We start from the raw sequence: 26,919 nt of genomic DNA, 5'->3' as shown, positions 1-26,919 counted from the left end.
CGCGGCCGGCGGTCAGAAGAGTCCAACCCGGTGGACTTCCTCCACCGTGGTGACGCCGGCAAGCACTTTATTGATGGCGCTTTGCCGCAGCGACTGCATGCCGAGGTCGGTGGCGACCTGGCGGAAGACATCGCGTGTGGTCTGCTGGAGGATGAGGTCGCGGATGATCTCCTCGATGACGAGGATCTCGAAGACCCCCGTCCGCCCCAGGTAGCCGGTCTGGAAGCATTCCGAGCAACCCTGGCCGCGGAAGAGGGCCAGCCCCTCGTACTCGTCGGGGTTGAGGTCCAGGGCCGCAAGGGTCCGGCGATCGGCCTCGTAGGGGACCTTGCACCCAGGGCAGATCTTGCGGACCAGGCGCTGCGAGACAATCCCCTGCAGGGCCGAGGAGAGCAGGTAGCTGGGGATCCCATAGTTGTACAGGGAGACGATGCTGCTGGCGGCGTCCGAGGCATGGATCGAGCTGAAGACGAGCACACCGGTCAGCGAGGCCCGGATGCCGATCTGCGCGGTCTCGGTGTCGCGGATCTCGCCGATCATCAGGACGTTGGGGTCCTGCCTCAGGATGGCCCGCAGCCCCTCGCCGAAGGTCAGGTCGATCTTTGGGTCGACCTGGACCTGATTGACCCCCTCCAGGCGATACTCGATCGGGTCCTCGATGGTCATCACGTTACGTTCGGGAATGTTGACCTTGGCCAGCGAGCTGTACAGCGTGGTGGTCTTGCCCGCGCCGACGGGCCCGCCGGTGAGCACGGCGCCGTAAGGTCGCCGGGTCAGAAGGGTCAGGGCCTCGGCCTGCGCGGGCTCGAGCCCCAGCTGTTCGAACGGTGCGGCCTCGCCGAGCGACTCGAAGATCCGGATGACGATCTTCTCGCCCATCGCCGTGGGCAGGGTCGAGATCCGCAGGTCGCGCTGGAGACCGGCGTGCTCCAGGACCATCCGGCCGTCCTGGGGGTGCCTGCGCTCGGTGTACCTGAGGTTGGCGACGACCTTAATCCGGCTGATCATCGTGGTCGTCAGCGCGGTGTCGAGCGAGACGACGTCGTGCAGCAGTCCGTCGATCCGGTAGCGGACGCGATAGGCCCCGCGCTGGGGATCGAGGTGGATATCGGTGGCCCGGGTGTCGATGGCCCGGCCGACCAGCTCGTTGAGCAGGTCGGGGGCGTTGGCCGTCTGGGCGATGTGCAGCAGCTCGTCGCGGATGTCGCGGTCGGGCTTGGCCTGGTCGCCCAGGACGAAGCCCATCCCCATGGGCAGTCCGCCAATGGTCGAGGCCGCCGGGACGGAGGGCGCCGCCACGTGCGAAGGCAGGCCGGAGGAGGAGGCCGGGCTGAGGTCGGTCGAAGAGTCCGTCGACAGCGGGATCGGCCCCAAGGCCGAGGGGGAGGGGGTGGACAACGCGACGGGCAGGGAGCCGGTCGGCGTGGCCGAGGGGGCGGACGCCGAAGCGACCAGGCCGGGACGGACCGATTCGGGGATCAGGCCGAGGGTCAGGGCCGCCTGGAGCAGGTCGATCTTGTGCTCGTCGGCATGGCGCTGGGCCAACTTCAGGTGGTCGCTGGTCAGCAGCCCGCTCTTGACCAGGACCACGCCTAGGCCGCCATCGTCGCGGTCGGATGCCGGCGAGCCGGGCCGGGATGCGGCCCCGTGCTGGGTTCGTGTCAGGTCGTCCATCGGTCCGTTCGCCTTCCGAGGCCTCGGCCTACGATCGCCAGTCGTCTCGTCGAATGCAGGCCGAGGGTCGCTTCCGAGACCTGGCTTCTTAACCCCGCTGTCGATGATTGTGACCGGTGCGCCTTCGCGCCGCCAGTGCCGCCCGAAATCAACCCAACCCCATCTTTCCGAAGGATTTAGGCGGCCCTCAGTCCAGGCTCTCGACGGGAATCTGGCCGACGTCCTCGTAGACGTGGGTGGGCCGGAAGGGGTAGGCGTTGACGGTCTCACGGGTGCTGACCCCGGAGAGCACGAGGATGGTCCGCATTCCGGCCTCGGTGCCCGCCAGGATGTCGGTGTCCATCCGGTCGCCGACCATGAAGGCCTCGCTGGAGTGGGCGCCGATCTTGCGGAGGGCGGTCCGCATCATCAGGGGGTTGGGCTTGCCGATGAAGTAGGGCTTCTTGCCGCTGGCCAGCTCGATGGGGGCGACCAGGGCTCCGCAGGCGGGGGTCAGGCCGCTCTCGGTGGGGCCGGTCAGGTCGAGATTGGTGGCGATGAAGCGGGCGCCGCCCAGGACGAGCCGGGTGGCGCGCTCGATCTTCTCGTAGTCGTAGCTGCGGGTGTCGCCGACCACGACGTAGTCGGGGTTGTGCTCGGTGAGGGTGTAGCCGACGTCGTAGAGCGCCTTGGTCAACCCGGCCCCGCCGATGACGTAGGCGGTCCCGCCGGGCATCTGCTGATTGAGGAAGTCGGCCGTGGCCAGCGCCGAGGTGTGGAAGGCGGACTCCTCGACGTCGATGCCCAGCACGCTCAGGCGATGGGCCAGGTCGCGGGCGGTCCACTGGCTGTTGTTGGTCAGGAACATGAACTTCTGGCCGCGCGAACGCAGCCGGGCGACGAACTCGGCCGCGCCCGGGATCAGGCGGCTGCCGTGATAGATGACGCCATCCATGTCGACGATGAAGCTGGGAGGCATCGCTTGGGGCTCGCCGTTGGCTCGCGGTCTCGCGCGTTCGGTAGGTCTGGGCGTCCCAGCTTAACCGATCGGGGGACGTCGCGTCTCACCCCGCGGCCAGCCTGAGGTCGCCCGCGTGGGTGACGCAGTTGCGGCCGTTGCGCTTGGAGTGATACAGGGCGCGGTCGGCCGTGGCGATGAGGTCGTCGGCCCGGCAGTCGTCCTCGTCGGTCGTCGCCACGCCGAAGCTGGCGGTCACCGGGCGGAGTGGCCAGGGGTGGCCGGCGATGGCCAGACGCATCCGGTCGGCAATCCGGACGGCGGCCGCCGCGGGGGCCGAGGGGAGCAGCAGGACGAATTCCTCGCCGCCGTACCGCGCGGCCATGTCGTACTCGCGGATGCCCGTCCGCAAGATCCGGCCCACACGCTTGAGGACCTCGTCGCCGGCCGGGTGGCCGAACTCGTCATTGTAGGCCTTGAACTGGTCGACATCGAGGAGCACCAGGGACAGCGGCATCCGCTCACGTCTGACCAGCGAGAGGCTCGACTCCAGGATCTCGCGGAAGTGCCGGTTGTTGTACAGGCCGGTCAGGCCGTCGGTGGTGGCCAGCTCGGCAAGCAGCTCGTTGCGTCGCTGGAGCTCGGCCCTCATCGACTCCAGCTCCAACGACCGGTCGCGGAGCTGGGTCTGCATCGACAGGATGCGGCTGGCCACGTTGAGCCGCGCGGCCAGCTCGGCGCGGTCCAGGGGCTTGGCCAGGAAGTCGTCGGCGCCGGCAGCCAGGCCGAGCAGGCGGTCCTCGCGGACGGAGCGGGCCGTCAGCAGGATGACGTAGATATAGGGGCGATCCGGCAGGCCCCGGATGTTCCGGCAGAGGTCCAGGCCGTCCAGGCCCGGCATCATCCAGTCGGAGATGACCACCGAAATCTCGGGGTCGTCCAGCACCATGCGCCAGGCCAGGTCGCCCCGATCCGCGGAGGTGACCCGGTAGCCCGAGTCGGCCAGGGCGCGCTTCAGGGCCAGCCGAGTGACCGGATCATCGTCGGCGATCAGGATTTTCATGCGTCACGCCTCCGCAAATCTCGGCCCGACGGGCGCGGGCCCCCCCGGGTCTCCCTGCCGGTGGGCGAGGGCCGATCTCACAGTGTCCGGCCCCCTCTTGGATGGTTCAATCCTAGGACGAATTTTCCGAACCGTGGACCTAATCCGGGCGGAACGCATCAACACCGCTTCTATGAGAGGGTTGATCCGATTTTCTCGCCCAATCGGGCAGGAGCCGGGTCGGGAAGCGTCCCTGGGAACGTAAAGCTTAGGTGATGGGCGCCATGGATCGAATGCAGCCGGGCCCACTCGTCGTAAGTCATCGGGCCGTAGAACGGGTGCGGCGCGACCGGCCCCCGATGCGCCGAGAACGCGTTGATCGCGGCACGCAGGGCCTCGGCCTCGGCCCGGTCGTCGAGCCCCGGCCTCGGGGTGAACTTCTCCGGAAGCTTGCCCCCGGCGGGCATCACGCCCGAGCGGAGGACCTTCCGCTTGTAGAACCGCCCCAGGGTCGCCCGGATCGGCCAGGGCGCGGACCCTGGAAAGCCATCCACGCTCAGGACGATGCCCGCGCCAAGATGGTTGCAGATCTGACCGAGCGACCAGCGGCCCGCCGTCCTGTGCCCGGCCAGGAGCCGGTCAACTTCGGGCATCACGTCGTGCAGGCCGCCAAAACTGAGGGTACGTCGGCGGTTGCTCATCTGGATTCTGATCCCGCGGGTGGCTTCGGTCGGTTCAGGAGCGGGGTGCCTTCGTCAGCAGAGCGATCTCTTGCCTGCGGCGGAGCATCCGCACGGTCGCCTCGTCCCAGTCGACCGCCTCGGATTCGAGCCAGCCAAGGGCGAGCAAGGCCTGCTCGGCCGGGATCGGTACCCCCGCCTCGGCGTGGCGGACGACCACACCGGCGAAGGCCAGTCGCTGCTCGTCGTCCCAGGCGTCGGAGGGAGCCGTGCCGAAGGTTTCGGCCAGCGCATCGACGGCCACGGCCAGGGTCCTGGGGTCGGCCAGGCTGAGCTGCACCTCGTCGAAGGGCATCGGGTTGCCGTCGTCCATCAACTCGTCGTAGCGATCGCCGTGGACCTGCTGGAAGGCGGCATCGAGCGCATCGCTGGCATCATCCCCCTCGTAGCTCTTGACGCCCCAGTATCCCATCGTCGACCGCGCCCTTTCCGCATGGATGCCGGACTATCCGCCGCGCGGCCCGAGCCCCAGCCGACCCCGGCTGTTGGCGGCCTTGCCGGTCGCATCGACCATTGTACCGAAGGCCGCCAGCCCCGTCGCCTCGACGTTCAAGGCCGTCGACTCGACGCGATCCCTGGGCACCAGGTAGGTCTCGTGGTAGACCCCGAAGTCTCCCTTCGACCTCGCCCGGTCCAGCGCCTCGCGCCACCAGCCCGCGTGCGGCTCGCGGCCGATCCAGCGTTCCACGTCGGCGAAGCTTGCCCAGTATTGCAGCAGGCCGAAGTGCCCCCGGCCCATCTCGAATCGGTCGGAGTGCAGCAGCCCGAGCCCTCCGGCCAGGGCCCGGACGACGGAGGCGTCGAGGTCCCGGCGAATCCTGCGGGCGAAGAACGCGGCGGAGATCCCCTTGTATCGGAACCCGACGCGCACCAGGCAGAGCTCGGTGACCGACTCGGGGAGCACGTAGGCCGATCGGCGCAAGGCCCCGGCGGGTCGTCGGCTCATACCAGGAGCCTCGCCTGGCGCTGCAAGGCCGCGAGCCGCCTGGGAGGGGCGACGAACGTGGGCCTGGGCACCGGCGTGGCGGCCACCATCTGAGCAGGAGTCAAAATCGTGCCGTCCATCGTGCCGAACGAGCATCCCGCCTCGGCCACGATCACGGTGCCTGCGGCGACGTCATGGGCCTGCTCTCCCAGGAAGATGCAGGCGGTCAGCCGGCCGCAGGCGGTGAAGACCTGCTCGCAGCAGGCGCTTCCCAGATCCCGCAACCTGCCAGGCAAGGTGCGGGGGTCGAGCGCCCGCAGGGCATTGGTGCCGACGCAGAGGTTGTCCTGGACGTGGAACACGTCGGCGTCGTCGGCGGCCTGAATCCGGACGCCGTCGCGCCAGGCCCCGCCCCCCTTCGTCGCCCAGTAAAGCTCGCCCAAGATGGGCAAGATGATGACCCCGAGCACCGGCTCGCCGGCGTCGAGCAGCCCCAGGCTGATCGCCCAGAGCGGCAGCCCGTGCACCAGGTTGCCGGTGCCGTCGATCGGGTCGATCGACCAGCGCCGGGGCCCGCCCCCGCCCGAGTTGGCGTATTCCTCGCCCGTCAGCAGATCATCCGGGAACCGGGCCCCCAGCCGCTCGCGGAGGAACAGTTCGAGGTCGTTGTCGAGGTCGGTGACGTAGCTCTTGTTGGCCTTCTCCTGCGGAGTGACCCGCGAGAACCGGCCCATCGCCATCGCGGCGGCCTCGACGGCCAGGGCCTTGGTGAATTCGAGGTCATCGGCGAGCGTTCCCATCGGCGGTAGGTCCCGGTCTTCGAGGCTTCTCGGGCAGTGGGCCCCGAGGGTAAGACAACCGGACGTCTCGCAGCAAGCCGAGATGCGCAGGGCCTACCCCAACCGGGGCCGCCGGTTTATCCTTGGCCCGATGATCTCGCCCCAGGACGGGCGCCTCCCCCACCCGCGCCCCGGAGCACGCCGATGACGACCGATCGCCGGACCTTCCTCACCATCGCCGCCGCCCCCGTGCTGCTCGCGGGACGCGTCGGAGCCATGGCTTCCCCCGGGCCGGATGACTCGGACCTGCCCGCGCCCAAGTATCACCTGGCGATGAACCTGGAGCTGATGTTCCCGGCGGGCATGCCCTACGAGGACCGGATCGCCGCGGCGGCGAAATGCGGCGCCAAGCATTTCGGCTTCTGGGGCCACCAGGGGAAGAACCTCGACGCGATGCTGAAGGCCCAGGAAAAACACGGGATGGCCTGCGATAGCATCAGCGGCAACCCGGCGACCGGCTGGGGCGCCGGGATGACCCTGCCCGGCAAGCCCGAGGCCGACTTCCTGGCCGATTTCGAGGCCGCCTGCCGCGTGGCCAATCGCTTCGGCGCCACCAACCTGATCACGTTCACCGGCGCGATCCAGAAAGGCCTCGCCCCCGAGGCCCAGGACGCCCAGATCATCGCCGCGTTGAAAAAGGCCGGCCCCATCGCCGAGCACTACAACGTCTACCTGACCCTCGAGCCCCTGAGCAAGCTGGAATCCCCCGGCCAGACCATGGGGACCACAACCGACGCCTACCGCTACGCCGCGGGGGCCGACCACCCGCACGTAAAGGTCGACTTCGACATGTACCACCGCCAGGTGGGCGAGGGAAACGTCATCAACACCCTGAAGCTCGGCCTGGACAAGGGCTACGTCCGCTTCATCGAGGTCGGCGACGTCCCGGGCCGCAAGGAGCCCGGCTCCGGCGAGATGAACTACCGCAACATCTTCAACTTCCTGAGGCGTTACGGCTACGCAGGCTCCATCGGCATGGAGCACGGCACAACCCGGACCCCGCAATATGCCTGGGACGCCGTGCGCGAGCTTGCCGGGCTGGGCTGAACGGTCCCCTCGAAACCGGCCTCACTCGATTCGGATCGTGTCGGGGTCCGAATCGTAGGACGCGGTCCTGCCCGGCGATGCCCTGGATTTCCAGCCCGCCTTCTTCTTCGGCGTTTCGAGCTCTGTCTCGGGCTCGGTGTCCATGTCAGTCTCGTCGTCGACGTCCGCGAGCTTCACCTCTTCGGATCGCTTGGAGGCGTGTCGTTTCCGCGGCCTGCGCGGGGCGGGTGCCTCATCCGCGTCCTCCGGCAATGCCTCGCGGTCGTCCTCGGTCGCGCCGGCGAGAACGACATCGCCGTCGACCACCTGCTTCGGCTTCTCCCGGGTCGAAGAGGTGTGGCTGACGACCATCGCGGGGACGTCCTCGGTCGCCTGCGACTTCCTCTTCCTGGCGGTCATCGCCTCGCGCACCGGCCAGGTCACGGCCTTCGTCGTCGCCTTGACGACCGTGACGGTCGTCTTGCCGGCGACCTTGGCCGTTTCCGTGGTCGCCCGCATCGCCGCGCATCCGGGGGCGACCAGGGCGAGGGCGCCGAGAATCAGGAGAAATCCATTTCGCATGATATTCGGGCGATCCGCGTGAGTGGAGATCGAATTCAGCATCCTCGCTGATCGATCCGCCCGTTCTTAGCCCGGTCCCCGGCCCCTGTCAATCCGACTTCAGGGGGCCGCCAGCCCCGGGCACGCCCCTCGTTCTCGACTTGACGTGCATTGGGGCTTATCGATACTGCCGACACATTCCGCCGGCCCAGGATGGCCCACCGCTAAAGGATCCCACGGATGCTGAAGTCAGCCGAGAAGAAGAAGTTCAGCCCCTGGATTCGATATACGATCATGCTTCTCTTCGGCGGTGGCACGGGGCTGGGCGGCTGGCAGCTGAAGGACCACCCCCTGATCCAGGGGCTCTACACGCAGGCCTTCGAGCCGGAAGCCGGCGGCGGTCCCCTCTCCAGGGTCGAGAAGATCCGCAAGGTCGCCGACGTCATCAAGACGCTCGACGCCTACATCGAGCCGGGCGACTTCGAGGTCAGGGTCGCGAAGATCAGGCTCGAGCCCGGCACGTTCAAGCACGGCCAGAAGGTCGACCTCCAGGTCCGCCTCATCAAGCGAGACGCGGAGCACGTCCACACGACGGTCTGGGACAGCCAGGGCCTCGGCGAGAACCGCCTGGTCGTCGGCAGGGCTCAGATCGAGACCGGCTGGGATGAACCGGTCCGCGTCGGCTGGAAGCCCGGCGACGTGTTCGTGCTGGAAGTCTGGGACCGCGGCCGGATCTTCGACAAGAAGCTCTTCGAGTGGGCCTCCGTCGGCGGGCGAGTCTTCCCTCTCCGCTCGGGTTCCTACGCCCTCGCCCACGTCGAACACGGCGGCGACGCCCCGGCCCTCGAGGGCAACGAGCTGGTGCTGGAGTCGAAGCCCGAGGCGGCCAGCGTGCCCTCGTCGAGGGTGGCCGATCACGAAGACGAGACGATCAAGATCCGCTGAACCCACCGAGAGGCCCGACCCATGAGCACTCGCCTGACCGTCGACCGCTTCGAAGGCGAAGGCAAAGCGATCGCAGTCCTGCTCACCGAGGGGGGCGACCCCCTCGAGTTCCCCAAGGCGCTTCTGCCCAAGGGGACACGCCCGGGAGACGTGCTCAACTTCGTCATCGAGAAGGATGCAGGGGCAACCAGGGCCGTGGCCGACGCCACCGGCAAGGTTCAGGATGAGCTGGCCAAGGGCGACGACGGCGGGGACATCAAGCTGTGAGACATCGCCTCGTCCGGGCCTGCGCCCTCCTCGCGGTCGGCATCGCGGTCGCATGCCTCCCCTCCCACCTGTCCGCCCGGACGCCCGGCGCGGTGTCGGCGATCATCGAGTTCCTCGACGTCGGCCAGGGCGACTCGATCCTGATCCGCTCGCCCGAGGGGAAGACCGCCCTGATCGACGCCGGCCCGTCTAACGGCGTGGTCCAGTCGCTCAAGGCGAAGGGCCTGACCTCGATCGATTTCGTCGCCCTCACCCACCACCATTCCGACCACTACGGCGGGATGAGACAGGTGATCGAGCACTTCAAGCCGAAGTACTTCCTGGCGACGAACAGCACGCACACGACGTCGATGTATCTGAAGGTCTTGCAGCAGGTCAAGGATCAGAACGTCCAGCTGATCCGTCCCACCCAGAAGCCTCGACACGTCGAGCTTGGCTCGGTCCTGCTGACCATCTTCCCCCAGCCGCCGATGAACGCCGATGAGGAAAATGACAACTCCATCGGCATCCGGGTGAGCTACGGCTCGGTCTCCGTCATCCTGACCGGAGACAGCGAGGAGAGCGAGCGGGCCTGGTGGACCGAGCACCACCCCGAGCTCCTGCGAGACGCCACGATCCTCAAGCTGGCCCACCACGGCAGCCGCAACGGCACCGACGCCGCCTGGATCGACCTCATCCGCCCCGAGCTCACCGTCGCCAGCCTGGCCACAGGCAACTCCTACGGCCATCCCCACTCCGAGACGGTCTCGCTCCTGAAAAAGAAGCGAATCCCCCTGCTGCAAACCAATAAAGAAGGCTCGATCCGCATCAACACCGACGGCGAGCACTGGAGCGTGGCCAGGGAGCAGCTCGCCAAGGGTAAGACCGGGGCGGAGACGAAACACACGTCATCTCGCCGCTACTGAGGCATCGGACCCGAAATCGGCTCTTGGATCCTATTGAGTGAGCCGTCAGTCGGATCGTTGATGACTCATAACTAGCTTATAAAGCTTTGAGATACTCCAGGAGATCCGCCCGTTCGTTCTCGGAGAATTTCCCCCCGTAATCGTGACCAGCATTGGAGTTCCCGTCGGCCGTGGTGTCGAAGACCGGCTGGCTCGCATCGTCTTTGAAGCCGACCATCTCGGGGTCGTATTCCTGACTGCCAACGTGGAACGATTTGACGCGGTCCGCCGGCGATTTCAGGAGTTCCGCCAGGCTGGGAATCGACCCGTTGTGGAGGTAAGGCGCCGTCGCCCAGATACCGTTGAGGGGCCGGGCTTTATAACCGACTTTTGCCGTCGCGTTGCGGAAGCTGACTTTGTCCTGCTCATCGGGCTTCGCGGCCTCCGGCTTGACGACGCCGTTTAATTGGCCAGCGGCGGCCTTGGAGACGCCCACGCGGCTGCGAAGGTCGACGATCGCCTTGTCGATTCGTCCGTTGATCGCTCCCTTCGCCTTGTCCAGGAGTTCGAAGTTTCCGCCGCCGACGGTCACGGATCGGTCCCCTCGATTGACGATTAAAGAATCGACATTGCCGACCAGCGTCTTGTCGCCGACATCGATCGTCGCCTGCATGCGGTAGCCGGGGTTAAGCGAATCGAGCGACTCCGGCAAATTCCTGGCAACCTCGGCGCTCAATTGAGGGAACTTGAGGGGACTGAAGGAGGGGTCGAGGATGACCCGCTCGACGACGTGTTTCAGGATGACGCCACGGGTCTCCTGTGCGGCGAACCGATCCAGACTCGTCAGGGTTTTTTGCCGACCCTTGAGGCGACCGGTCTTCACGATCGCCGCGAAGTTCCGGATCATGTTCTGGTCGGTCCCCTCATCCGAGAGCCGGGCCGTCACCTTGCGGCTGCCGGAGTCGCGGACGATCGAATCATGGCATGCGATGCAGTTCGCCTTGTAGATGGCCTCGCCCCGAAGTTTTGACGCGAGGTCGATCTTCCCCAGGGTGTCCTCCGGCCAGAGCGGAGACCAGAGGGATTTCAAGGATTGCTCGATCTTGATCAGATTCGCCTTCTCGACCGTCGAGTCGTAGGGTCTCGGGATGAGCAGCTCGTGCTTGTTGACCGTCGCGTTCCCGAAGACGCCCAGAACCTCTCCCGAGTTGCGCCCCAGCGCGCCGACCTCATCGGTCCCGAACAGGGTCTTGCCGAGCGGGCTCACCTTGTTCTCGGCCGCTCCGTTCCATTGAACCCTGTCGTGCTGAGGAGCGTCCCAGAGGCAGGGGAAGCTGACCGGTGCATTCGCCGGGCGGTGGTTCTCCGGGACCTCGAGGAAGGTCACCGAGACTTCGTTGAAGATCGACCCGAAGGCGTCGACGCGTCCGGGGCCGAAGGGCGCCTTCCCTGCGGACGGGAGGTTGCGGTCGTTGTACCCCTGACGGTCGGCCGCGATGGTCCGGATCCCGGCCCGGAGTGCCACCTTCTCCCCTTCGGAACTCCCCGCGGGGAGAACCCTCGTCGCGAATCGTTCGAATTTCGCATCATCCCCGGCGGTCGCGTTAAGCGAGTCGGTCAGCCCCCTGAGGAGCCGCTCGACGTTCCCCATGGTCGGCCCGCCGTCGATGAGATAGGCCGTCCCCTTGAAATTGATCTGACTCGTATGACACGCCGCGCAAGTCAGCCCCAGCCCCGCCGTGCGGTCCTCATAAGGTGCGTCCTTGATGAACCCGATCGGCAGGCCGTTCGGGTTGCTGGGGTCGGGCTTCCTGGGGATGTATCCCAGGGCCCGGATGTGGCTCGGGTCGTTGAAGAGTTCCTGCGAACTCGGTTGCTCCAGGTTGATGTACCAGTCGTAGGGCAGCAGTCGTGAGCCCTGCGGGACGTTGTAGAACCAATTGGAAAGGGCGTCGTCCCAGTTCTGTTCGAGGGTTTTGACCTCGTTCAAACCCGGCCCGAGATCGACATGCCTGGGGTTGTCCGCGGCCCAAAGTGGCGAGGGGATTGCCAGTGCGATGAGGAGCCATTTCAGAGAGAAAACCATGGCGACTCTCCTACGAGACCGGGAATCGTTCCGTCGCGACTTTTCCGCTCAATCCATCAGCGAGGATGAGCCACGACCATTGGTCCTGACCGACCGGCAAACGAAGTAAGCATCGATCCCGAGACTCGGCGGGGAGACCACAGAGTGGAGGCTCCTCCTGTTCGGTCCTGCCACACAATCAGCGACCAGAGTTTATCGTCCGTCGAATCCCGACGGTTCCTTCGGGAAGTGGCGGAAGGCCGATGAGGCCCGGTAGACCCCGAGCTTCAATCGGTTGATGCCCCCGATCGGCTGGTGATCGGCCACCCCGTGCCAAGGTGTGAAGAAGAGGGCCTCGCACTGGCGTTTGCGATCTTCGGTGTTGAAGTCTTGCGGCTTGATTGTGATCTTCGCCACGGTCGCCCAGGGAAACTCCTTTTCGTCCCAGAGCGTGCAAGCGTCCTCGATCTCGTGCTCGATCTTCCCTTCGAGATCGGCCTTGCCCCGGACCTGCACCCGGAAATCCAAGACGATGTCCTTGGCCCCATTTCCCGCCAATCGCTCGTAAAGCGCCTTCCTGAGATAATCGGGGTCGGAGGTGTCCGAAGGCCCGCCGGTCTGAGGGTTTTCTGGCTTGACCGAGTACTTCATCACGTGATCAGGACCGAAGAGGTACGGAGCTGCGCTGAAGTAGATGTTGTCGACGGGGCTGGCCGGCGGATCCTGATAGGCGCCACGATCGCCGTCAACCTTCAGACTTTGGATGCGCTCGGAAATCCTCTTCGTGTTCAGCGCGCGAAGGGTGATCGGGTCCTTCAAATCCGGCTTGCCATCCTTGACGCGGATCCGCTCGACGAAGAAGCGGGTCGGATTATCCTTATCCGTGAGAAGGACCTGACTGAGCGCCCCATAGTCCTCGACGTTCGAGAATGCGAACACCGGGTGGTTCACCATGAGGAAGTCCTGGGTGAGTGCCCCGTCTACTTCCAGGAGGGGGCTGCCGCTCACGCCCATGAGCTTGATCGCCATCCCGCGGCTCCCGTGCCTGCTGGGAGACGAAGGCGAGTCCGGGCCGACCAGAACCGCGGCGTTGGAGAACCGGATCCATGCTTCGTATTTGCGGCCGGGGCTCGCGAAGACACCGATCCGCAAGTTTTCGGGGAGCGCCTCGAGGACCTCGACCGTGGCCTGCACGCAGCCATGATCCTTCGGGTGCACACCGCGTAGGACTGGTTTGTTCCCCGGATATCTCATTTTTTGCTGTTCGACCGTCAGCCCGATCACGTCACCAATCTGGGTCGCTTCCGCCGCTGGCACCTTCTCGAACTGCGACGGTTTGGGTGCACTTTCGCCACCACCGACAGGGGCGTTCAAGGTAATGCATATAGATGCAAGGATGCTAAACGACATGGATGACGACCTCCAGCGGCTTGACAATGTCCGCACGCCTCACCAGTGGCCCGAGCGATGCACTCCAGCCGGGATGAGTATTTGATGGCGATGCCGGAGTTGCAAGAAGAATTCTGACTTGCGCATTGAATTAATTAAGCTCTGCCCGTCATTGATCCCTCTGGCGAACGTCTTCGGGCCAATCCCCTTGCCCTCACCAGCCACACGAAAGCCGTCCGCAGCCGCGACCTCGCGCGGCTCGGCTCGCGGCGGTCGTCCAATGGCAAAGCCCGGAGGCGCCGAAACACACAGCATCCCGCCGACGTTGAGGCATCGGCCCCACGACCGGGACGAAGTGCCGAGGAAGCGAACGCGGACGCTCAAGGGCGAGCGTCGATGTCTTCTGGATGTCGTTGCATCTGCCAGATGGCCCAAACATCGCAGTCGGCATGAAACTCGTCGGGATACTCGGCCCGCAGTCGCGTCTGGACGTTCAACGCCTTCGCATGCACCAAGATCAGGCCGCAATCTGAGAGATCCGTCGGGGCGAATGCCCGGTCGAAGCCGCCGCAATTCGACAGTGCGCTGATGCCCATCGTCAGATCCATGAGGTCGAAGCCACGAAACACGAACCGAGGGTCGAGGAACGAGCCGACCTCATCGGCGGTCGGGTTCTGCATCAACGCCAGGACGTTTGACCGATCATCTCCGGCTAGCTTTCCTAGGACGTAATCAAGGTCATGGAACATGTCCGTCTTGTAGTCTTCCTGGACGTTATGGTCCCAGTCATCGTCGGTCAAATCTCCGAAGACTCTGGGGCAGAGCATCCCGTCTAGCGAGACCACCTCCCGAAGCTGCGTCAGGCCGGACCAGGCAATGTAGTTCGCCCAAGATTCTCCGCAGGAGGGGTCGAAGCGTTCCGTGACGCGGTAAATCACTCGCATGGTCACCCCCGACATGACATCTTCATCATGGGGACATCTCAGGCCTCGGCTTCGGGCAGGGCGAGCAGAAGGCCGGCTTCCTTGCCGAAGAGGGTTTCCAGGGCGATGGAGAGGGCGTCGCCCAGCTCTTTGACCGAGCGGCGGGTGGGGTGGCGCAGCTCCATGACTCCGGGGGTCACCCGGATGGCGACGGGGTTGCGGGCGAGGCTGATCTCGCAGTAGGCGCAGTCGCTGGGGTATTGCACCTTCAGGTCGTCGCGGCGCTGGTCCTCGATGGCGTCGATGACGGTCTCGACCTTCAGGGGGGCGGCGAAGCGGACCCGGACGGTGTCGAACATGCCGTCGAAGATGGCGCGGAAGGGCTCGCTCTCCAGGATCGCCGGGCCGCTCAGCTCGGACAGCTCGCGGGCGAACGCGACTCGCGAGGGGTCGTCCTCCTGGTGCACGACGGCGATGGTGTAGAAGAAGTCGGGGGTCGAGATCGAGCCGAGACCTTCGCCGTCGTCGGGCTTTTCGAGCGTCAGCTCCTTGCGGGTGTAGCGCATCCGCTTCTGGACCTCGGCGTAGGCCTCGTCGAGGAAGCCTTCGAGGTCCTTCTGCGCGATCTTCGCCATCAGGCGCCTGGAGCCCTCGTTGACGGCGTCGGGAATCTTGTGGAACTTGCTGGTGAACCCGGCCAGTGCGCGGACCCGGACGTAGTCCTCGCGCGCCAGCACGACGTCCTTCAGCCCGACCGTGGGTCCCGACGCTTCCGTACGCTTGCGATCGCTCATAGGGAATGGGCCTGAAACGAGGGGCTCGGTCGGGGGCAAGTCGTCAGATGTCCATCGTATCCGCTCCGGGCTAGCCGGGTGAACCCCAACTACGCTCGACCGTCCACCACCGCCTGGAACGAGCGAATAGGATCAACGATCGAGGAGCGGGAAAGGGTCCGGGGGGCCGCGACGAGACCGAGAGGCCGCAAGATCAATGAGATCGGTGAGTTCAATAAACATCCCCTGGATGACGGCGATCGATCCTCTTGCACCGCCAGTCCCTTCCCCTGAAAATTCAGGCGAGTCTTCCGGGGCATAGCCCGGCAAGCGAAGCAACTCTTGCGACAGGTTGGGTGCGACAATGGCGCGATTCAAGTCATCTCGACCATCGGGATCGGCCAGGCCTCGCGTCCGCCCATCGGTCGAGTCGCTGGAACCTTGGACGCTGCTCAACTCGGGCCTGCTCGGAGATCTGGGCCTCTCGACGCTGAGCCAGGGCGTGGCGCCCGCGGTTCCATCCGGCGGGTCCGTCGATGTTGCACCCGATCCGGGGAGGCTTGCCGGTCGTCCATCAATCGGCCAGAATCCCGCCCAAGTCCAAGCGAACCGCACCTTCGCCCCGGCGTTCGGGTCCAACTCTCCCGGGGCGACGGCGAACACGCCCGTCCGCGAAGACTTCGACGGCGACGGCAAGTCGGATTACGCCGTGTTCGTCCCCGGCACGGCCCAGTGGGTGATCCACAATTCTTCGGACGGAAGCGCGACGGTCTTCGTCTGGGGATTGACCGGCTCCCACGACACCTTGATGTCGGGCGACTTCAACGGCGACGGCAGGGCCGACGCGGTGGCCTATGACCCGACGACCTCGATCTGGTCCATCCGAAATTCCGCGGATGGCACCGCCACCGCCATCGTCTGGGGAATCGCCGGCAGTGCCGACATGCCGTTGGTCGCCGACTTCGACGGCGACGGCAAGACCGACATCGCGGTCTATCGCCCCTCGACGGCCCAATGGATCGTCCACAACTCCGACGGGACCGACCCGACGGTGTTCACCTGGGGGATCGCCGGGAGCGGAGACCTGCCGGGCCCGGCCGACTTTGACGGCGACGGCAAGGCCGACTTCGCCATCTACCGCAGTTCCGAGCTGCTCTGGCTGTTCAAGAACTCGGCGGACGGGAGCGTGACGGGAACTTACATGCTCCCCTCGCTGGCCGACTTCGGCCCCGGCATCCCGGCGCCACTCGACGCCAACGGCGACGGCAAGGCCGACCCATCGGTCTTCGCCCCCAACTCGGGGGGGTTCGAGGGGATGTTCGAGACCAAGCTCACGAACGGCTCCGATTTCTTCTTCCATAATGTCATGGGGGCCGACTGGTCGCTCGCCATCGGCGATTATAACGGCGACGGCCTGGAGGACCCGGCCAACTACAACCCGGCGACGTCGCGGTGGATCGCCGCTCCGTTCGCCACCCCAACCTTCATCCCCAACTTCGTCTGGGGCCAGGCCGGCAGCTCCGACTACCCGATCATCCGCATCGGCGTCAGGGTCCCGGCCACGTCAACCGTGGGTGCCCACCTCGGCGGATGAGCCGGTGACGTTCGCGGCCCTCGCGGACGCGACCCGGCTCGCGGGGCGTCGGAGGGCCGGTCGCTCCGGTTTGTAGCGAGCGGGCCCGTGGAGTAGCCGGGCCGGCCGGATCTCGATAGACTTAGCTGGATTCGCGGGCGACATCCGCGCGCCTCGCGACCGCACCCGTTCGAATCCCGAGCTTAGTCGACCGACGCATGACCGAACGCCTGGATAAACTCGTCTCCGAACGTTTCAAGCTGTCTCGCCGCGCCGCGCAGGAAGCCGTGCTCAACGGCAGGATCGACGTCGACGGCGAGCGCTGCGACGAGCCCGGGCGGTCGGTCACGGCCGAGACCCCCGTGGCCTTCTTCCCCAGCAGGCCCAAGGCCCGCAAGGTGGCCGGCCGGCTGCGGATCTTGCACGAGGACAGGCACCTCCTGATCGTCGACAAGCCCGCCGGGGTGCTGACGATGCCGACCCCCGACCGCGAGCGGGACACGCTGCTCGAACGGGCGGGGAAGTACCTTACCTTGCGGCACGGGACCGTCAAGCCGTACATCGGCGTCGTGCACCGGCTGGACAAGGACACGTCGGGGGCCCTGGCGCTGGCCCGGACCCCGCAGGCCCTGAAGGAGTTCCAGCAGCTCTTCCGGGCCCACGACATCGAGCGGCAATACCTGGCCGTGGTCGAAGGCTGGCCGATGCGCGAGGAGGGGACGATCGACCTCCCCTTGATCACCGACCGCGGCGACCTCAGGCGGCTGGTGGGGCGTGCCCCCGGCGAGGGGCGGTCGGCGATCACGCACTACAAAGTGCTGGAACACTTCGGGCCGGTGGCGTCGCTGGTGGCCTGCTGGCTGGAGACGGGGCGTACGCACCAGATCCGGATCCACATGGCCGAGATCGGCCACCCGGTCGTGGGCGAGCCCGTCTACAGGCCCAGGAATCAGGTCAAGAACAAGGCCTACTTCTGCCGCCAGGCCCTGCACGCCCAGACCCTCGGCTTCCGCCACCCCATGACCGGCCTGGACGTGCAGGTCGAGGCCCCCTTGCCGCGTGACCTGTCCGACCTCATCGTCGACCTCCGCAAACGCTACGGGATCGCCGGCGCGGGGGGCTGAGCGGGCCGAGATCAATTACTTTGGCGGCTCGGACGCCTTGGGCTCGTCCTTCGGCGTCTCGGGCGCCTGCGTCGCGCCATCCTTGGGCCTGGACTTGGCCTCGGCGGCAGCATCCTTGGCGGTCTCGAAGATGAGGATGTGCTGCCAGGGGAGGAACTCGTGCGTCTCGATGAGCTTGTAGCCCTGCGGCTCGAGTTCCTTGCGCACCTGGGCGACGGTCATCTTGTGCTCGGGCTTGATGGGGACCTCGGGGTCCTCGCCGCGGAACTCGACCAGGACGAGCCGGCCGCCCGGCTTCAAGGCTTGCTTCAGGTCTTGCAGCACGGCCTCGGGGTCGTCGCACTCGTGGTAGACGTCGACCATCAGGATGAGGTCGACCTTGCCCTTCGGGAGCTTGCTCTCGGTGGGCGTGCAGAGCACCGGCCGCACGTTGGTGGCGCCGAACTCGGCGGCGTTGGCCTTGAGCATCTGGATCATCTCGGGCTGGATATCGGTGGCCAGCACCAACCCCTTGGGCCCCACCCGGCGCGCGATGCGCAGGCTGGTGTAGCCGACCCCCGCACCGACGTCGGCCACCACGTCGCCGGCCTTCAGTTTCAGGGCGTCGAGCATCTTCTCGGGCTGCTCTTCCTGCTCGCGCTCGGGCCTGACCAGCCACTCGGCCCCCTGGAAGGTCATCACCGGCGCGATGGCCCGGCCCATGTACATCTTCGGCCCGTCGGCCGCGCGAGCCCTCCGCGCCCCCTTCTTCGCGGGTGCCTTCCTGGCCGGGGCGGGAGCGACTTCGTCGACTGCCGGCGGGGCCTGGCCGAAGGCGTCGCCGGTCAGGCCGAAGGACAGGAACAGGCAGAGAAGGCTCGATGCGGCGGATCGGGTCGCGGGCTTTGGCATGGGGGAACCCCCTCCGGCTGGATCTCGAGTCCCCGACCGAGGCGCAGGGACGGGTCTCGACCCTTATCGTAGGCGTGGCGACAGCCGTCCGCCATGAAATCGGCTCGCGCCGGGCGGGCGGGCGTCGACCGGTCGAGCGGAGGGGGGAACCGGTCCGGGCTCAGTCGCCTAAGGCGTAGCGGACGATGCAGTAGAGGGCCTGCACGCCGTCCTTCCAGCCGATCTTCTTCCCCTCATGGTAGTCTCGGCCGTTGTAGCTGACCGGGATCTCGTAGATCCGGCAGCGGCGCGCGGGGCGGCCTTCGGTGGCGGGTACGTGGAACCGGGCGACCTTGGCGGTGACCTCGGGCTCGAAGCCGAATCGGTTGCTCTTCAGGGTGATGCCCTGGAGCACCTCGCGGCGGAAGACCTTGTAGCAGACTTCCATGTCGGTCAGGTTCAGATTGGTGAAGCAGTTGGACAGGAGGGTCAGGAACTTGTTGCCCAGCGAGTGCCAGAAGTGGAGCACCCGATGGTGGTCGCCGATGAACCGCGAGCCGTAGACGACGTCGGCCTTGCCCTCGAGGATCGGCTGGATGAGCGCGAGGTACTGCGCCGGGTCGTATTCCAGGTCGGCGTCCTGGACGATGACGATCTGGCCGGTGGCGTGCTGGAAACCGGTGCGGAGCGCGGCCCCCTTGCCCTGGTTGACCTCGTGGAAGCGGATGGTCAGGTCGGGCTCGGTCTCGACCCAGGTGCGCAAGAGGTCGCGGGTGCCGTCCTTGGAGCAGTCGTCGACCAGGATGATCTGCTTCTTGATCGGCACGGCGCGCACCCGCGCCAGGATCTCGTGGATGGTCGCCATCTCGTTGTAGACGGGGATGACCACCGAGAGGGTCAGGTCTTCGGGAATCCGGTAGATGCCCAGGAGCCGGCAGGTGTCCTCTCCCAGGGCGCGCAGGAGCCAGTCCTTACGCTCTTGCTCGTCGAGGGGGGGTGTCAACATCCCTGTTTGCAGATCAACTTGCACGTCCGGCTCCTGACGTGGGCGACGACGGCGAGGGGGCGTGAGCGGGGCCCCGGTCCGCGGACGGATCGGCTCCATGCCGCTCGATGCGGCCTCGACGGGCCCGCGGGGACGAGATCGACGTCCGCTCCGCGGGGGACTTCGGAGTATAAGCCAAGCCAAGCCGAGGCGGCAAGGAAGCAGCTTCACCCGCCCGCCGGGAGCAAAGGTCGGCGAGGCCGGCCACGGGCCCCTACCAAACGAAGCGACCCGCCACGGCCAACGGCGGGTGCCGTGGCGAGGCGGGTCGCGTCCGATCGATCGCTGCGTGTCGGCCGCAGATGGCCGACGCCAATTCAGATGGTGCTCTTCGGCTCGGGGGCGGCGGGGATGACCGTCTCGGGGGCCGGGGGAACGACCACCGCGGGGGCGGGGGTCGGCGGGGCAACCACGGCGTCGGGGACGGGAGCGGGGGTCGGCGGGGCGACCGGCTCGCTGGTGGCCGGGACCGGCGGGGCCGGGGCCACGGGCTCGGAGGCAGCGGCGGGGGCCGAGCTCACGACCGGGGCGCTGTAGCCCTGGCCCGACGAGATGTACTGGCCCGAAGGGACCACGTCGGTGTAGGTGCCGAAGACGGGGGCCGAGTAGCCCAGGTCGCCGACGACGCCCAGCCCGCAGCTATTGCAGCTGTCGTAGCTCGCCTGCTTCTTGCGGAAGCAGCCGAAGAGGCCCGTCCGGCGCTTGAACGCCTTGTGGCCGTGGCCGCCGCCGCTGTAGCAAGCGCTGCTGTAGCAGGAATTGCTGTAGCAGGACGAGTAGCACGACGCGTACGACGTCGTCTCGCAGGTGCCGCAGCCGCCCACGTTCGCCGAGTAGCTCAGCACCGGCGCGTAGCCGCCGCTGTAGCAGGAGCTGCCGCTGTAGCAAGAGCTGCTATAGCAGGACGAGACCGGAGCCGCGTGCTTGGCATGACAACCAAGGCCGCTCAGGGCCATCAACATCACCACGGTTCCCTGCATCTTAATTCTCCCCGATGTCCGTCAAATGGTGCGGCGGGGCCCAGGATGTCATCATCCCCAGCTCCCGCGACCGTGCCCGAACGACACCCGACGACCCACGCCGCCGACCTGCGCATCAGACCCGGCTCGAATCCCCCGACCGGCAGACTCGCCTCAGCCTATGCAGATTCTAATCCACAGAACTTGAAGATGCAATCCATTTGGAGGAATAGAGAGTTCGCGGGCTTTGGATAGATTCCGACAACTAGTCCTTCTGCCGGGGGAATCTCCCCAAAATCGGCGGATCTTCGCCGAAATGCCCGCTTGGGGGTAAGATTGCCTGGGATCTCAACTGCGATGATGCGCCAATCGAGATCGCGTCGGTTCGGCGGGCGACCATCTCTGAGGGATCGATGATGAGCAACGAGACGGCCAATTTTCGAGAAGTGGGCAGCGCAACGGGGGGAACCTGGTCCCGATCGCTGCGGGTCGTGGTCTCGATCGCCCTGGCGGTTCACATCGTCGCGATCCTGGCGGGCTCGCTGGCCGTGCCCCCGGCGTCGGGACTTGAGCGGGAGGTCGCCCAGGGGTTCTCTCCCTATTACCAGGCGATTGACCAGGGATATGCGTATCGCTATTACGCCCCCGAGCCGCCGCCCACGCCGGTGGCGATCGCCACGCTGAGCTACGCCGACGGCCGTCCCGACGAGACGGTCCGCCTTCCCGACCGTGGGATGTGGCCCAGGATGCGATACCAGCGCCACCTGGCGCTGGCCAACGCCCTGATCGGCGAGCTCGAGGCCGTCAGGGCCGCCGGCGGAGATCCTGCGCAGGCTCGATGGGCCCGGTCGTTCGCCAGGCATCTCGGCAAGACGCATCCGGGCTGCAAGTCGGTGAGCCTGGCGGTCCAGTTGCACCTGATCCCGCCGCAGGATCGGGTTCGAGAGCTGCTCCGATCGGGCGAACGGGTCGACCTGGATGCCCCCGAGTTCTACACGGTGCCCGAACGGATCGGAGAGTTCCCGTGCGACGCTTCCTGATCGACCTCGGGCGCTACGCCGCTGGCCTGGGCCCTGGGCTCGCCCGCGCCTGGGACTCCTTCTTCTTCAGGGCGGCCGACCCAACCCCGCTGGCCCTGGTCCGCATCGTGGTCGGCCTGCTCTTGCTCTGGAGCCTGGCCGTCGGCGGCGCCTTCGACCTCAGGGCCTTCTTCGGCTCCGACGGCTGGGTTGACCCCGAAGTGGCCCGCCAGGTGCTGGCCGAGCAGGGGGGTTGGGGCTGGTCGCTCTGGCTGCACGTGCCCGACGCCTGGCTCTTCCCGGCCTGGCTGGGTTGCCTGGTCGTCCTGACGATGTTCACCCTGGGGCTGTTCAGCCGGACGACGGCGGTGCTCGCCTGGATGATCGCGGTGTCGACCGCCAGGCGAACGCCGGTCCTGCTCTTCGGCTTCGACCAGATCGTCTCGACCTGGGCGCTCTACCTGGCCGCGACCTTCTCCAGCGGACAGGCCCTGTCGGTCGACCGCTTCTTCGCTCGCCTGCGGCCCGCCCTGGCCGAGGCACGCCGGCAACGCAAGGAGGGGGCGAACCATGTGGCCCCGCGGTGGTCGGCCCTGGGCAGCGGCGTGCCCGCGCCGAGCGTCGGGGCGAACCTGGCCCTCAGGTTGATCCAGCTCCACCTGACCCTCATCTACGTGAGCGCCGGGCTGGCCAAGCTCCGAGGCGAGCCCTGGTGGAACGGCCAGGCAGCCTGGGGCCTGATCTCGGCGGCCGAGTTTCGCCTGTTCGACCTCTCCTGGATGGCCGCCTATCCTCGGCTAATCGAGGCGGCAACTCACGCCGGCCTGCTGCTCGAGCTGGGCCTTCCTATCCTTTTGTGGATCAAGCCGTTGCGCCCGCTGGGCCTGGCCGTTGCGCTGGTGATGCACGCCTCGATCGGCCTGATGCTGGGCCTGACCACGTTCAGCCTGGCGATGATCGCGGGGTGCCTTGCGTTCGCGTCCGGCCCCTGGCTACGGTCACTGATCGCCGGCGACTGGCCGGCCGACTCCGGCAAGGTGCTCTACGACGGCAGGTGCCCCCGATGTCGGTCCACCATGGCCGTCGCCCTTGCGGCCGACCTCGACCGGTCGTTCGACCCGATCGACTTTAACGCGGTGGCCGACCTCAGAACCATCCACCCGGCCCTGACGCGCGAGGCCTGCACCGCGGCGATGCAGTGGGTCGGGCCAGATGGCAAGGTGAGGGGCGGCTACGACGCGGTGCGGGCGATGGCCCGGAGATTGCCGTTGACCTGTCCATTGGCCGTCCTGGGAGGACTGCCCGGCGTGGCCTGGGCGGGGCGACTGGTGTACAATCGGATCGCGTCGACACGCAGACGCGACGGCGATTGCACCGACGAAACTTGCGGCCTGCACGGGCCCCAGACCCAGGAAGCCGCCCAGACCGCCGGACCGGGGAGACGCCCCTGATGCGCGACATCGTGACCAAGCTTTCCGCCGCCCAGGTCCCCGCCGCCGCGGCCGTGACGCCCAGGCTCTTCGTCGGCGAAATTGGTTGGCGCGTCGAGCATAAGGTCGGAAGCGAACGCGAGTTCTGCTACGCGATGGCTCCCGGCCAGGACTACTACCACCGGCTCAATGACGGCGAGATCTACCTGCGCAACAACGAGGAGAAGCTCTGCCTGGCGTGCGCCGGCCGCCGCGGGCTGCTCTCCCTGGAGCCGAAAGGCCTGCGCGAGCAGCTCGCCAGCTTCGAGTTCGACGCCGCCATACCGCTCGACCCCTTCGACCTGGGCCAGGCCCCCGGCGATTCCCATGGCAGGACCCCTTGATGAATGAACTGGGCGCGAGGCCGACCCCCGGCCAGATCTCCGCGACGGGCCGGGAAGACGGCGATCAACTTGACTTGGTTGGTCGGTTTGTGGATGATTCATCCGCTCAGCCGGGGGCCCGTCGATGAGCCTGTCGTCGAAGTGTTACTACGCGCTGCGGGCCGTCTACGCGCTCGCCGAGCACGGGGGGACCGAGCCGCTCAAGATCTCCGTGATCGCCGAGCGTGAGTTAATCCCCGTCCGGTTCCTGGAAGTGATCCTCGGGCAGTTGAAGGGGGGCGGCTTCGTCGTCAGTCGCCGGGGTGCCGAGGGGGGTTACCGCCTCGCCAAGCCGGCCGAGTCGATCACCGTGGGCGAGGTGATGAGGTACGTCGACGGGCCGATCGCGCCGGTCGACTGCGTCAGCCAGTCGCGCAAGAAGGAGTGCGAGTTCCACGGGGCTTGCCACTTCTTCAGCTTCTGGTGCCGCCTCCGGCAATCGATGTCCGACGTCGTTGACCAGACCACCTTTGCCGACCTGCTCAAGGAAAACCGCGAGCGTTCGCGGGATTACGTCGGCGACTGGACGATCTGACGCGGGACCTCTCCTCCCATCCGGAGGGCCAAGGGGCCCGCGATGCGTAGGGGAAAGGTGCGGAGATGAGCGGACGCCCAGACGCAGCCGACGCCGGCAGTCGCGAAGGCGCCAACGATCGGGGCCCAGCCGGACGAACGAAGCCCGTCGCCCTTGCGGCGGCCCTCGCTTGCGCCACCCTGATGCTACCCGTCGCGGGCTGCGCCCCGGTCGACGCGAACCAGGGCCGGGATGTCGACGTGCTGACCATCGGCGCCTACTCGGTGGTCCGCGAGGCCCTGCACCAGGGCCTGCTCCCCGCCTTCGCCGCGAAATGGAAGGCGAAGACGGGCCGCGTCGTCCGGTTCGAGGAGTCGTACAACGCCTCGGGTGCCCAGAGCCGCGCCATCGCCTCGGGCTTCGATGCCGACATCGCCATCCTCTCGCTGGAGAGCGACGTCGACAACCTCGTGAAAGCCGGCCTGGTCGACAAGACCTGGAAGGACGGGCCGGGCAAAGGGATGGTCACCCGCAGCCTGGTCGTGATCGGTGTCCGCCCCGGCAACCCCAAGAAGATTGCCGTCTGGGACGACCTGGCCAAGCCGGACGTCTCGGTGCTCTACCCGGACCCCAAGACGTCCGGCGGCGCCCGCTGGAACATCAACGCGATTTACGGCGCCGGCATGCTCCGCGAGGGGAAAGACAAGCCCGACCCCGCCGCCGCCGTCGACCTCCTCAGACGCGTCCAGGCTCGGGTCGTGAACATGGACTCGTCGGGCCGGCAGAGCATGGCCACGTTCGAGCGTGGGACCGGCGACGCCGTGGTCACCTACGAGAACGAGCTGCTGCTCCAGGACAAGCTGAAGGGAGAGGCCGTCCCCTACGTGATCCCGGCCTCCACCCTCCAGATCGAGAGCCCCGCGGCAATCGTCGAGGACTCGGTCAAACGCCACGGCAACCGCAAGGTGGCCGAGGCCTTCCTCGAGTACATGCGGTCGGACGAGGGGCAGGACCTGCTCGTCGACTGGGGCTTCCGCCCGCTCGACCCGACGCGAGACCGCCGCCCGCTCCCCCTGAAGCTGTTCAGCATGGCCGACCTGGGGGGCTGGCCCAAGATCAAGAAGTCGGTGTACGACCCCGGCGGGGTCTGGGACAAGCTCTTCACCACCAAAGCCCCCAAGACGAACGACGCCCCGAAGCGTCTGGGCACCGGCGGGAGGGCCGGCTGATGCGAACCGAGCCATCCATCTCCCCCGGCGGCCTGGCCATCCGCGGGGGCGTGCTTTCCTATCTGGGCGTCATGGTCGTGCTCCCGCTGGTCGCACTGGCGTGGGGTGCCTGCAACCTGGGCCCCGCGGCGTTCTGGAAGGAGCTGTCCAATCCGTTCGCCTGGCACGCCCTGAAGCTGACGATCATCACCGCACTGGCGATGGTCGTCGTCAACATCATCACCGGCACGGCCACCGCCTGGGTCCTGGTCCGCTACCCGTTCCCCGGCCGTGGCGCGATGAATGCCCTGATCGACCTGCCGTTCGCCGTCCCCACGGTCGTCACCGGCCTGATGCTCGTGGCCCTCTACGGCCCGACGAGCACGCTGGGCGCCATCCTGGGTGCGCACGGCTGGGGGGTGATCTACCAGTCGCCGGGCATCGTGCTGGCACTCCTGTTCGTCACTTACCCATTCGTCATCCGCAGCGTCCAGCCGGTGCTGTACGAGATGGAAGACGCCGAGGAAGAGGCCGCGGCAACGCTGGGGGCCAGCCCCTGGACGACCTTCCGCAGGGTGACCCTGCCCACGCTCTGGCCGGCCATCGTCACCGGCGCGGGCCTCTCGTTCAGCCGGGCCCTGGGCGAGTTCGGCAGCGTCATCATGGTGGCGGGCAACCGTCCACTGGAGACGAAGACCAGCCCCATGTACATCTTCGGCGAGATCGAGAGCGGCAACCGCCACGGCGCGATGGTCGTCTCGGCCGTGCTGCTGGCCTGCTCCCTCGGCGTCCTGCTCGCCCTGAACCTGCTGCAACGCAGGCCTGGAGGCGACCATGGCCGTTGAGCCGACACACCCGAGCCTGATCTCCGCCGTCGAGCCCCGCGCCGCGCGAGTCAGTCACCGCGGACATGGATCGTCGCCGTTCGTCCGCCTGCTGCTGACCTCCGCCGTCGTCGGCTGGTTTGCACTGCTCATCCTGGTCCCCGGCCTGGCCCTGGTGAGGGCCGCGCTCGCGGGCGGCGCCCGGCCGTTCTACGAGGCCCTGGCCTCCGCCGACGCCCAACGCGCCTTCGGCCTGACCATCGCGATCACGGCGGCGACCACCGTGGTCAACACACTCTTCGGACTCGGCCTGGCCGTCGTCCTCGTCCGCCATCGGTTCCGCGGCCGGGCCCTGGTCGACAGCCTGGTCGACCTGCCCTTCGCCGTCTCGCCGATCGTCGCGGGCCTGATGCTGGTGATCGTCTTCGGCCCGAAAGGGTGGCTCGGCCCCTGGCTAGAACTCGCCGGCATCCGGGTCGTCTACGCCTGGCCCGGCATGGTCCTCGCCTGCCTGTTCGTGACCCTGCCGTTCGTCGTCCGCGAGGTCGTGCCCGTCCTGCGCGAGTTCGGCCTCGATCAGGAGGAGGTCGCGCACACCCTGGGCGCCGGCCGCTGGACCACCTTCCGCCTGGTTACCTGGCCTTCGATCCGCTGGGGCCTGGCCTACGGGGTGACGCTGACGGTGGCCCGCTCGCTCGGCGAGTTCGGCGCCCTGCTCGTCGTCTCCGGCAATATCCTGGGCCGGACCCAGACGGCCACCCTCTACGTGCACGACGGCATCGAGAGCTTCAATACCGAGGGGGCCTACGCCGCCAGCGTGGCCCTGGCCGGCCTCTCGTTCGCCCTTCTGCTGGCCATGGAAGCCGTGCGCAAACGCGTCGCGGCGCGCGAAGAATGAGCCCCGAGGGGCACCCCCCGGACCGTACCGCCCCTCGGCGAGG

At 67.1% G+C, this 26,919-nt stretch carries 28 protein-coding genes; 13 read left to right on the top strand and 15 right to left on the bottom strand.

Annotation, left to right across the window (positions count from 1 at the left end; genetic code table 11):
* Positions 1-12: 12 nt before the first annotated feature.
* The 7 genes from EP7_RS01665 to EP7_RS01635 all read right to left on the bottom strand — a co-directional run bounded on the left by EP7_RS01665 (position 13) and on the right by EP7_RS01635 (position 6,118).
* Complete coding sequence (locus EP7_RS01665) at positions 13-1,674, bottom strand: GspE/PulE family protein (RefSeq protein WP_463525832.1); 1,662 nt, start codon at positions 1,672-1,674, stop codon at positions 13-15.
* Between the two features lie 187 nt (positions 1,675-1,861).
* Positions 1,862-2,632: an HAD-IIA family hydrolase gene (locus tag EP7_RS01660; protein ID WP_463525831.1), complete on the bottom strand. Its 771-nt coding sequence runs from the start codon at positions 2,630-2,632 to the stop codon at positions 1,862-1,864.
* An 85-nt stretch (positions 2,633-2,717) separates the two neighbouring features.
* Positions 2,718-3,674, bottom strand: coding sequence for a GGDEF domain-containing response regulator (locus EP7_RS01655; protein ID WP_463525830.1), 957 nt, complete (start codon positions 3,672-3,674; stop codon positions 2,718-2,720).
* 170 nt (positions 3,675-3,844) lie between these two features.
* On the bottom strand, positions 3,845-4,354 hold the full coding sequence (locus EP7_RS01650) for a DUF1569 domain-containing protein (RefSeq protein WP_463525829.1): 510 nt from the start codon (positions 4,352-4,354) through the stop codon (positions 3,845-3,847).
* Between the two features lie 34 nt (positions 4,355-4,388).
* On the bottom strand, positions 4,389-4,805 hold the full coding sequence (locus EP7_RS01645; protein WP_463525827.1) for a hypothetical protein: 417 nt from the start codon (positions 4,803-4,805) through the stop codon (positions 4,389-4,391).
* Between the two features lie 33 nt (positions 4,806-4,838).
* Positions 4,839-5,339, bottom strand: a complete 501-nt coding sequence (locus EP7_RS01640; protein ID WP_463525826.1) for a phenylacetaldoxime dehydratase family protein — start codon at positions 5,337-5,339, stop codon at positions 4,839-4,841.
* Positions 5,336-6,118 carry an inositol monophosphatase family protein gene (locus tag EP7_RS01635; protein ID WP_463525825.1) on the bottom strand — a complete coding sequence of 261 codons (783 nt, stop codon included), beginning with the start codon at positions 6,116-6,118 and terminating at the stop codon, positions 5,336-5,338. Before EP7_RS01635 ends, EP7_RS01640 begins: the two co-directional genes overlap by 4 nt.
* Before the next feature lie 183 nt (positions 6,119-6,301).
* Here EP7_RS01635 and EP7_RS01630 point away from each other — a divergent pair, with 183 nt between their 5' ends.
* Positions 6,302-7,204: a TIM barrel protein gene (locus EP7_RS01630; protein WP_463525823.1), complete on the top strand. Its 903-nt coding sequence runs from the start codon at positions 6,302-6,304 to the stop codon at positions 7,202-7,204.
* A 21-nt stretch (positions 7,205-7,225) separates the two neighbouring features.
* Here the strand turns inward: EP7_RS01630 and EP7_RS01625 are convergent, their stop codons facing one another.
* Positions 7,226-7,765: a hypothetical protein gene (locus EP7_RS01625; protein ID WP_463525821.1), complete on the bottom strand. Its 540-nt coding sequence runs from the start codon at positions 7,763-7,765 to the stop codon at positions 7,226-7,228.
* Between the two features lie 219 nt (positions 7,766-7,984).
* On the opposite strand from EP7_RS01625, the gene EP7_RS01620 reads away from it, so the two are divergent.
* From EP7_RS01620 to EP7_RS01610, 3 genes are read left to right on the top strand one after another with little or no spacing between them, the layout of a single operon-like run.
* Positions 7,985-8,689, top strand: coding sequence for a hypothetical protein (locus EP7_RS01620; RefSeq protein WP_463525819.1), 705 nt, complete (start codon positions 7,985-7,987; stop codon positions 8,687-8,689).
* A 21-nt stretch (positions 8,690-8,710) separates the two neighbouring features.
* Entirely contained in the window at positions 8,711-8,956 is a 246-nt protein-coding gene (locus tag EP7_RS01615; RefSeq protein ID WP_463525818.1) for a DUF3006 domain-containing protein, read from the top strand.
* Positions 8,953-9,861, top strand: coding sequence for a ComEC/Rec2 family competence protein (locus EP7_RS01610; protein ID WP_463525816.1), 909 nt, complete (start codon positions 8,953-8,955; stop codon positions 9,859-9,861). The genes EP7_RS01615 and EP7_RS01610 overlap by 4 nt, the downstream gene beginning before the upstream one ends.
* Positions 9,862-9,937: 76 nt before the next feature.
* Here the strand turns inward: EP7_RS01610 and EP7_RS01605 are convergent, their stop codons facing one another.
* From EP7_RS01605 to EP7_RS01590, 4 genes are all read right to left on the bottom strand, one after another.
* Positions 9,938-11,926 carry a di-heme-cytochrome C peroxidase gene (locus EP7_RS01605; protein WP_463525815.1) on the bottom strand — a complete coding sequence of 663 codons (1,989 nt, stop codon included), beginning with the start codon at positions 11,924-11,926 and terminating at the stop codon, positions 9,938-9,940.
* Positions 11,927-12,118: 192 nt separating this feature from the next.
* Positions 12,119-13,315 carry a catalase family protein gene (locus EP7_RS01600; RefSeq protein ID WP_463525813.1) on the bottom strand — a complete coding sequence of 399 codons (1,197 nt, stop codon included), beginning with the start codon at positions 13,313-13,315 and terminating at the stop codon, positions 12,119-12,121.
* Between the two features lie 359 nt (positions 13,316-13,674).
* On the bottom strand, positions 13,675-14,238 hold the full coding sequence (locus tag EP7_RS01595) for a hypothetical protein (protein ID WP_463525811.1): 564 nt from the start codon (positions 14,236-14,238) through the stop codon (positions 13,675-13,677).
* A gap of 38 nt (positions 14,239-14,276) precedes the next feature.
* Positions 14,277-15,011, bottom strand: a complete 735-nt coding sequence (locus EP7_RS01590; RefSeq protein ID WP_463525809.1) for a hypothetical protein — start codon at positions 15,009-15,011, stop codon at positions 14,277-14,279.
* 343 nt (positions 15,012-15,354) lie between these two features.
* Here EP7_RS01590 and EP7_RS01585 point away from each other — a divergent pair, with 343 nt between their 5' ends.
* Together EP7_RS01585 and EP7_RS01580 are read left to right on the top strand one after the other, a co-directional pair.
* Positions 15,355-16,584 carry an FG-GAP repeat domain-containing protein gene (locus EP7_RS01585; protein ID WP_463525808.1) on the top strand — a complete coding sequence of 410 codons (1,230 nt, stop codon included), beginning with the start codon at positions 15,355-15,357 and terminating at the stop codon, positions 16,582-16,584.
* A 197-nt stretch (positions 16,585-16,781) separates the two neighbouring features.
* The gene (locus EP7_RS01580; protein WP_463525806.1) at positions 16,782-17,687 is read left to right on the top strand and encodes an RluA family pseudouridine synthase; all 906 of its coding nucleotides are present in this window, start codon (positions 16,782-16,784) and stop codon (positions 17,685-17,687) included.
* 15 nt (positions 17,688-17,702) lie between these two features.
* Here EP7_RS01580 and EP7_RS01575 read toward each other — a convergent pair whose 3' ends face one another.
* From EP7_RS01575 to EP7_RS01565, 3 genes are all read right to left on the bottom strand, one after another.
* The gene (locus EP7_RS01575; protein WP_463525805.1) at positions 17,703-18,578 is read right to left on the bottom strand and encodes a class I SAM-dependent methyltransferase; all 876 of its coding nucleotides are present in this window, start codon (positions 18,576-18,578) and stop codon (positions 17,703-17,705) included.
* Positions 18,579-18,738: 160 nt separating this feature from the next.
* On the bottom strand, positions 18,739-19,563 hold the full coding sequence (locus EP7_RS01570) for a glycosyltransferase family 2 protein (RefSeq protein WP_463525804.1): 825 nt from the start codon (positions 19,561-19,563) through the stop codon (positions 18,739-18,741).
* A gap of 356 nt (positions 19,564-19,919) precedes the next feature.
* Positions 19,920-20,582, bottom strand: a complete 663-nt coding sequence (locus EP7_RS01565) for a hypothetical protein (protein ID WP_463525803.1) — start codon at positions 20,580-20,582, stop codon at positions 19,920-19,922.
* A 395-nt stretch (positions 20,583-20,977) separates the two neighbouring features.
* Between EP7_RS01565 and EP7_RS01560 the strand changes: the two genes are divergently transcribed.
* The 7 genes from EP7_RS01560 to EP7_RS01530 all read left to right on the top strand — a co-directional run bounded on the left by EP7_RS01560 (position 20,978) and on the right by EP7_RS01530 (position 26,876).
* Positions 20,978-21,601, top strand: coding sequence for a hypothetical protein (locus EP7_RS01560; RefSeq protein WP_463525802.1), 624 nt, complete (start codon positions 20,978-20,980; stop codon positions 21,599-21,601).
* A complete protein-coding gene (locus EP7_RS01555) occupies positions 21,586-23,031 on the top strand; it encodes a DCC1-like thiol-disulfide oxidoreductase family protein (protein ID WP_463525800.1) in 1,446 nt (481 codons plus the stop codon). Before EP7_RS01560 ends, EP7_RS01555 begins: the two co-directional genes overlap by 16 nt.
* Entirely contained in the window at positions 23,031-23,393 is a 363-nt protein-coding gene (locus EP7_RS01550; protein ID WP_463525799.1) for a hypothetical protein, read from the top strand. Before EP7_RS01555 ends, EP7_RS01550 begins: the two co-directional genes overlap by 1 nt.
* 124 nt (positions 23,394-23,517) lie before the next feature.
* A complete protein-coding gene (locus EP7_RS01545) occupies positions 23,518-23,967 on the top strand; it encodes an RrF2 family transcriptional regulator (RefSeq protein WP_463525797.1) in 450 nt (149 codons plus the stop codon).
* A gap of 65 nt (positions 23,968-24,032) precedes the next feature.
* Positions 24,033-25,175, top strand: coding sequence for a sulfate ABC transporter substrate-binding protein (locus tag EP7_RS01540; protein WP_463525796.1), 1,143 nt, complete (start codon positions 24,033-24,035; stop codon positions 25,173-25,175).
* Positions 25,175-25,999, top strand: coding sequence for a sulfate ABC transporter permease subunit CysT (gene cysT / locus EP7_RS01535; RefSeq protein ID WP_463525795.1), 825 nt, complete (start codon positions 25,175-25,177; stop codon positions 25,997-25,999). The genes EP7_RS01540 and cysT overlap by 1 nt, the downstream gene beginning before the upstream one ends.
* Positions 25,989-26,876, top strand: coding sequence for a sulfate ABC transporter permease (locus tag EP7_RS01530; protein ID WP_463525794.1), 888 nt, complete (start codon positions 25,989-25,991; stop codon positions 26,874-26,876). Before cysT ends, EP7_RS01530 begins: the two co-directional genes overlap by 11 nt.
* Positions 26,877-26,919: the final 43 nt, after the last annotated feature.

The sequence above is a fragment of the Isosphaeraceae bacterium EP7 genome, assembly GCA_038400315.1.
Classification (GTDB): domain Bacteria; phylum Planctomycetota; class Planctomycetia; order Isosphaerales; family Isosphaeraceae; genus EP7.
This window is presented reverse-complemented; position numbering and strand designations above follow the sequence as displayed.

Excerpts from the sequence above, each read along its gene's own strand:
- EP7_RS01665 (WP_463525832.1), bottom strand. The coding sequence starts at position 1,674 with ATGGACGACCTGACACGAACCCAGCACGGGGCCGCATCCCGGCCCGGC.
- EP7_RS01660 (WP_463525831.1), bottom strand. The coding sequence starts at position 2,632 with ATGCCTCCCAGCTTCATCGTCGACATGGATGGCGTCATCTATCACGGC.
- EP7_RS01655 (WP_463525830.1), bottom strand. The coding sequence starts at position 3,674 with ATGAAAATCCTGATCGCCGACGATGATCCGGTCACTCGGCTGGCCCTG.
- EP7_RS01650 (WP_463525829.1), bottom strand. The coding sequence starts at position 4,354 with ATGAGCAACCGCCGACGTACCCTCAGTTTTGGCGGCCTGCACGACGTG.
- EP7_RS01645 (WP_463525827.1), bottom strand. The coding sequence starts at position 4,805 with ATGGGATACTGGGGCGTCAAGAGCTACGAGGGGGATGATGCCAGCGAT.
- EP7_RS01640 (WP_463525826.1), bottom strand. The coding sequence starts at position 5,339 with ATGAGCCGACGACCCGCCGGGGCCTTGCGCCGATCGGCCTACGTGCTC.
- EP7_RS01635 (WP_463525825.1), bottom strand. The coding sequence starts at position 6,118 with ATGGGAACGCTCGCCGATGACCTCGAATTCACCAAGGCCCTGGCCGTC.
- EP7_RS01630 (WP_463525823.1), top strand. The coding sequence starts at position 6,302 with ATGACGACCGATCGCCGGACCTTCCTCACCATCGCCGCCGCCCCCGTG.
- EP7_RS01625 (WP_463525821.1), bottom strand. The coding sequence starts at position 7,765 with ATGCGAAATGGATTTCTCCTGATTCTCGGCGCCCTCGCCCTGGTCGCC.
- EP7_RS01620 (WP_463525819.1), top strand. The coding sequence starts at position 7,985 with ATGCTGAAGTCAGCCGAGAAGAAGAAGTTCAGCCCCTGGATTCGATAT.
- EP7_RS01615 (WP_463525818.1), top strand. The coding sequence starts at position 8,711 with ATGAGCACTCGCCTGACCGTCGACCGCTTCGAAGGCGAAGGCAAAGCG.
- EP7_RS01605 (WP_463525815.1), bottom strand. The coding sequence starts at position 11,926 with ATGGTTTTCTCTCTGAAATGGCTCCTCATCGCACTGGCAATCCCCTCG.
- EP7_RS01600 (WP_463525813.1), bottom strand. The coding sequence starts at position 13,315 with ATGTCGTTTAGCATCCTTGCATCTATATGCATTACCTTGAACGCCCCT.
- EP7_RS01595 (WP_463525811.1), bottom strand. The coding sequence starts at position 14,238 with ATGCGAGTGATTTACCGCGTCACGGAACGCTTCGACCCCTCCTGCGGA.
- EP7_RS01590 (WP_463525809.1), bottom strand. The coding sequence starts at position 15,011 with ATGAGCGATCGCAAGCGTACGGAAGCGTCGGGACCCACGGTCGGGCTG.
- EP7_RS01585 (WP_463525808.1), top strand. The coding sequence starts at position 15,355 with ATGGCGCGATTCAAGTCATCTCGACCATCGGGATCGGCCAGGCCTCGC.
- EP7_RS01580 (WP_463525806.1), top strand. The coding sequence starts at position 16,782 with ATGACCGAACGCCTGGATAAACTCGTCTCCGAACGTTTCAAGCTGTCT.
- EP7_RS01575 (WP_463525805.1), bottom strand. The coding sequence starts at position 18,578 with ATGCCAAAGCCCGCGACCCGATCCGCCGCATCGAGCCTTCTCTGCCTG.
- EP7_RS01570 (WP_463525804.1), bottom strand. The coding sequence starts at position 19,563 with ATGTTGACACCCCCCCTCGACGAGCAAGAGCGTAAGGACTGGCTCCTG.
- EP7_RS01565 (WP_463525803.1), bottom strand. The coding sequence starts at position 20,582 with ATGCAGGGAACCGTGGTGATGTTGATGGCCCTGAGCGGCCTTGGTTGT.
- EP7_RS01560 (WP_463525802.1), top strand. The coding sequence starts at position 20,978 with ATGAGCAACGAGACGGCCAATTTTCGAGAAGTGGGCAGCGCAACGGGG.
- EP7_RS01550 (WP_463525799.1), top strand. The coding sequence starts at position 23,031 with ATGCGCGACATCGTGACCAAGCTTTCCGCCGCCCAGGTCCCCGCCGCC.
- EP7_RS01545 (WP_463525797.1), top strand. The coding sequence starts at position 23,518 with ATGAGCCTGTCGTCGAAGTGTTACTACGCGCTGCGGGCCGTCTACGCG.
- EP7_RS01540 (WP_463525796.1), top strand. The coding sequence starts at position 24,033 with ATGAGCGGACGCCCAGACGCAGCCGACGCCGGCAGTCGCGAAGGCGCC.
- cysT (WP_463525795.1), top strand. The coding sequence starts at position 25,175 with ATGCGAACCGAGCCATCCATCTCCCCCGGCGGCCTGGCCATCCGCGGG.
- EP7_RS01530 (WP_463525794.1), top strand. The coding sequence starts at position 25,989 with ATGGCCGTTGAGCCGACACACCCGAGCCTGATCTCCGCCGTCGAGCCC.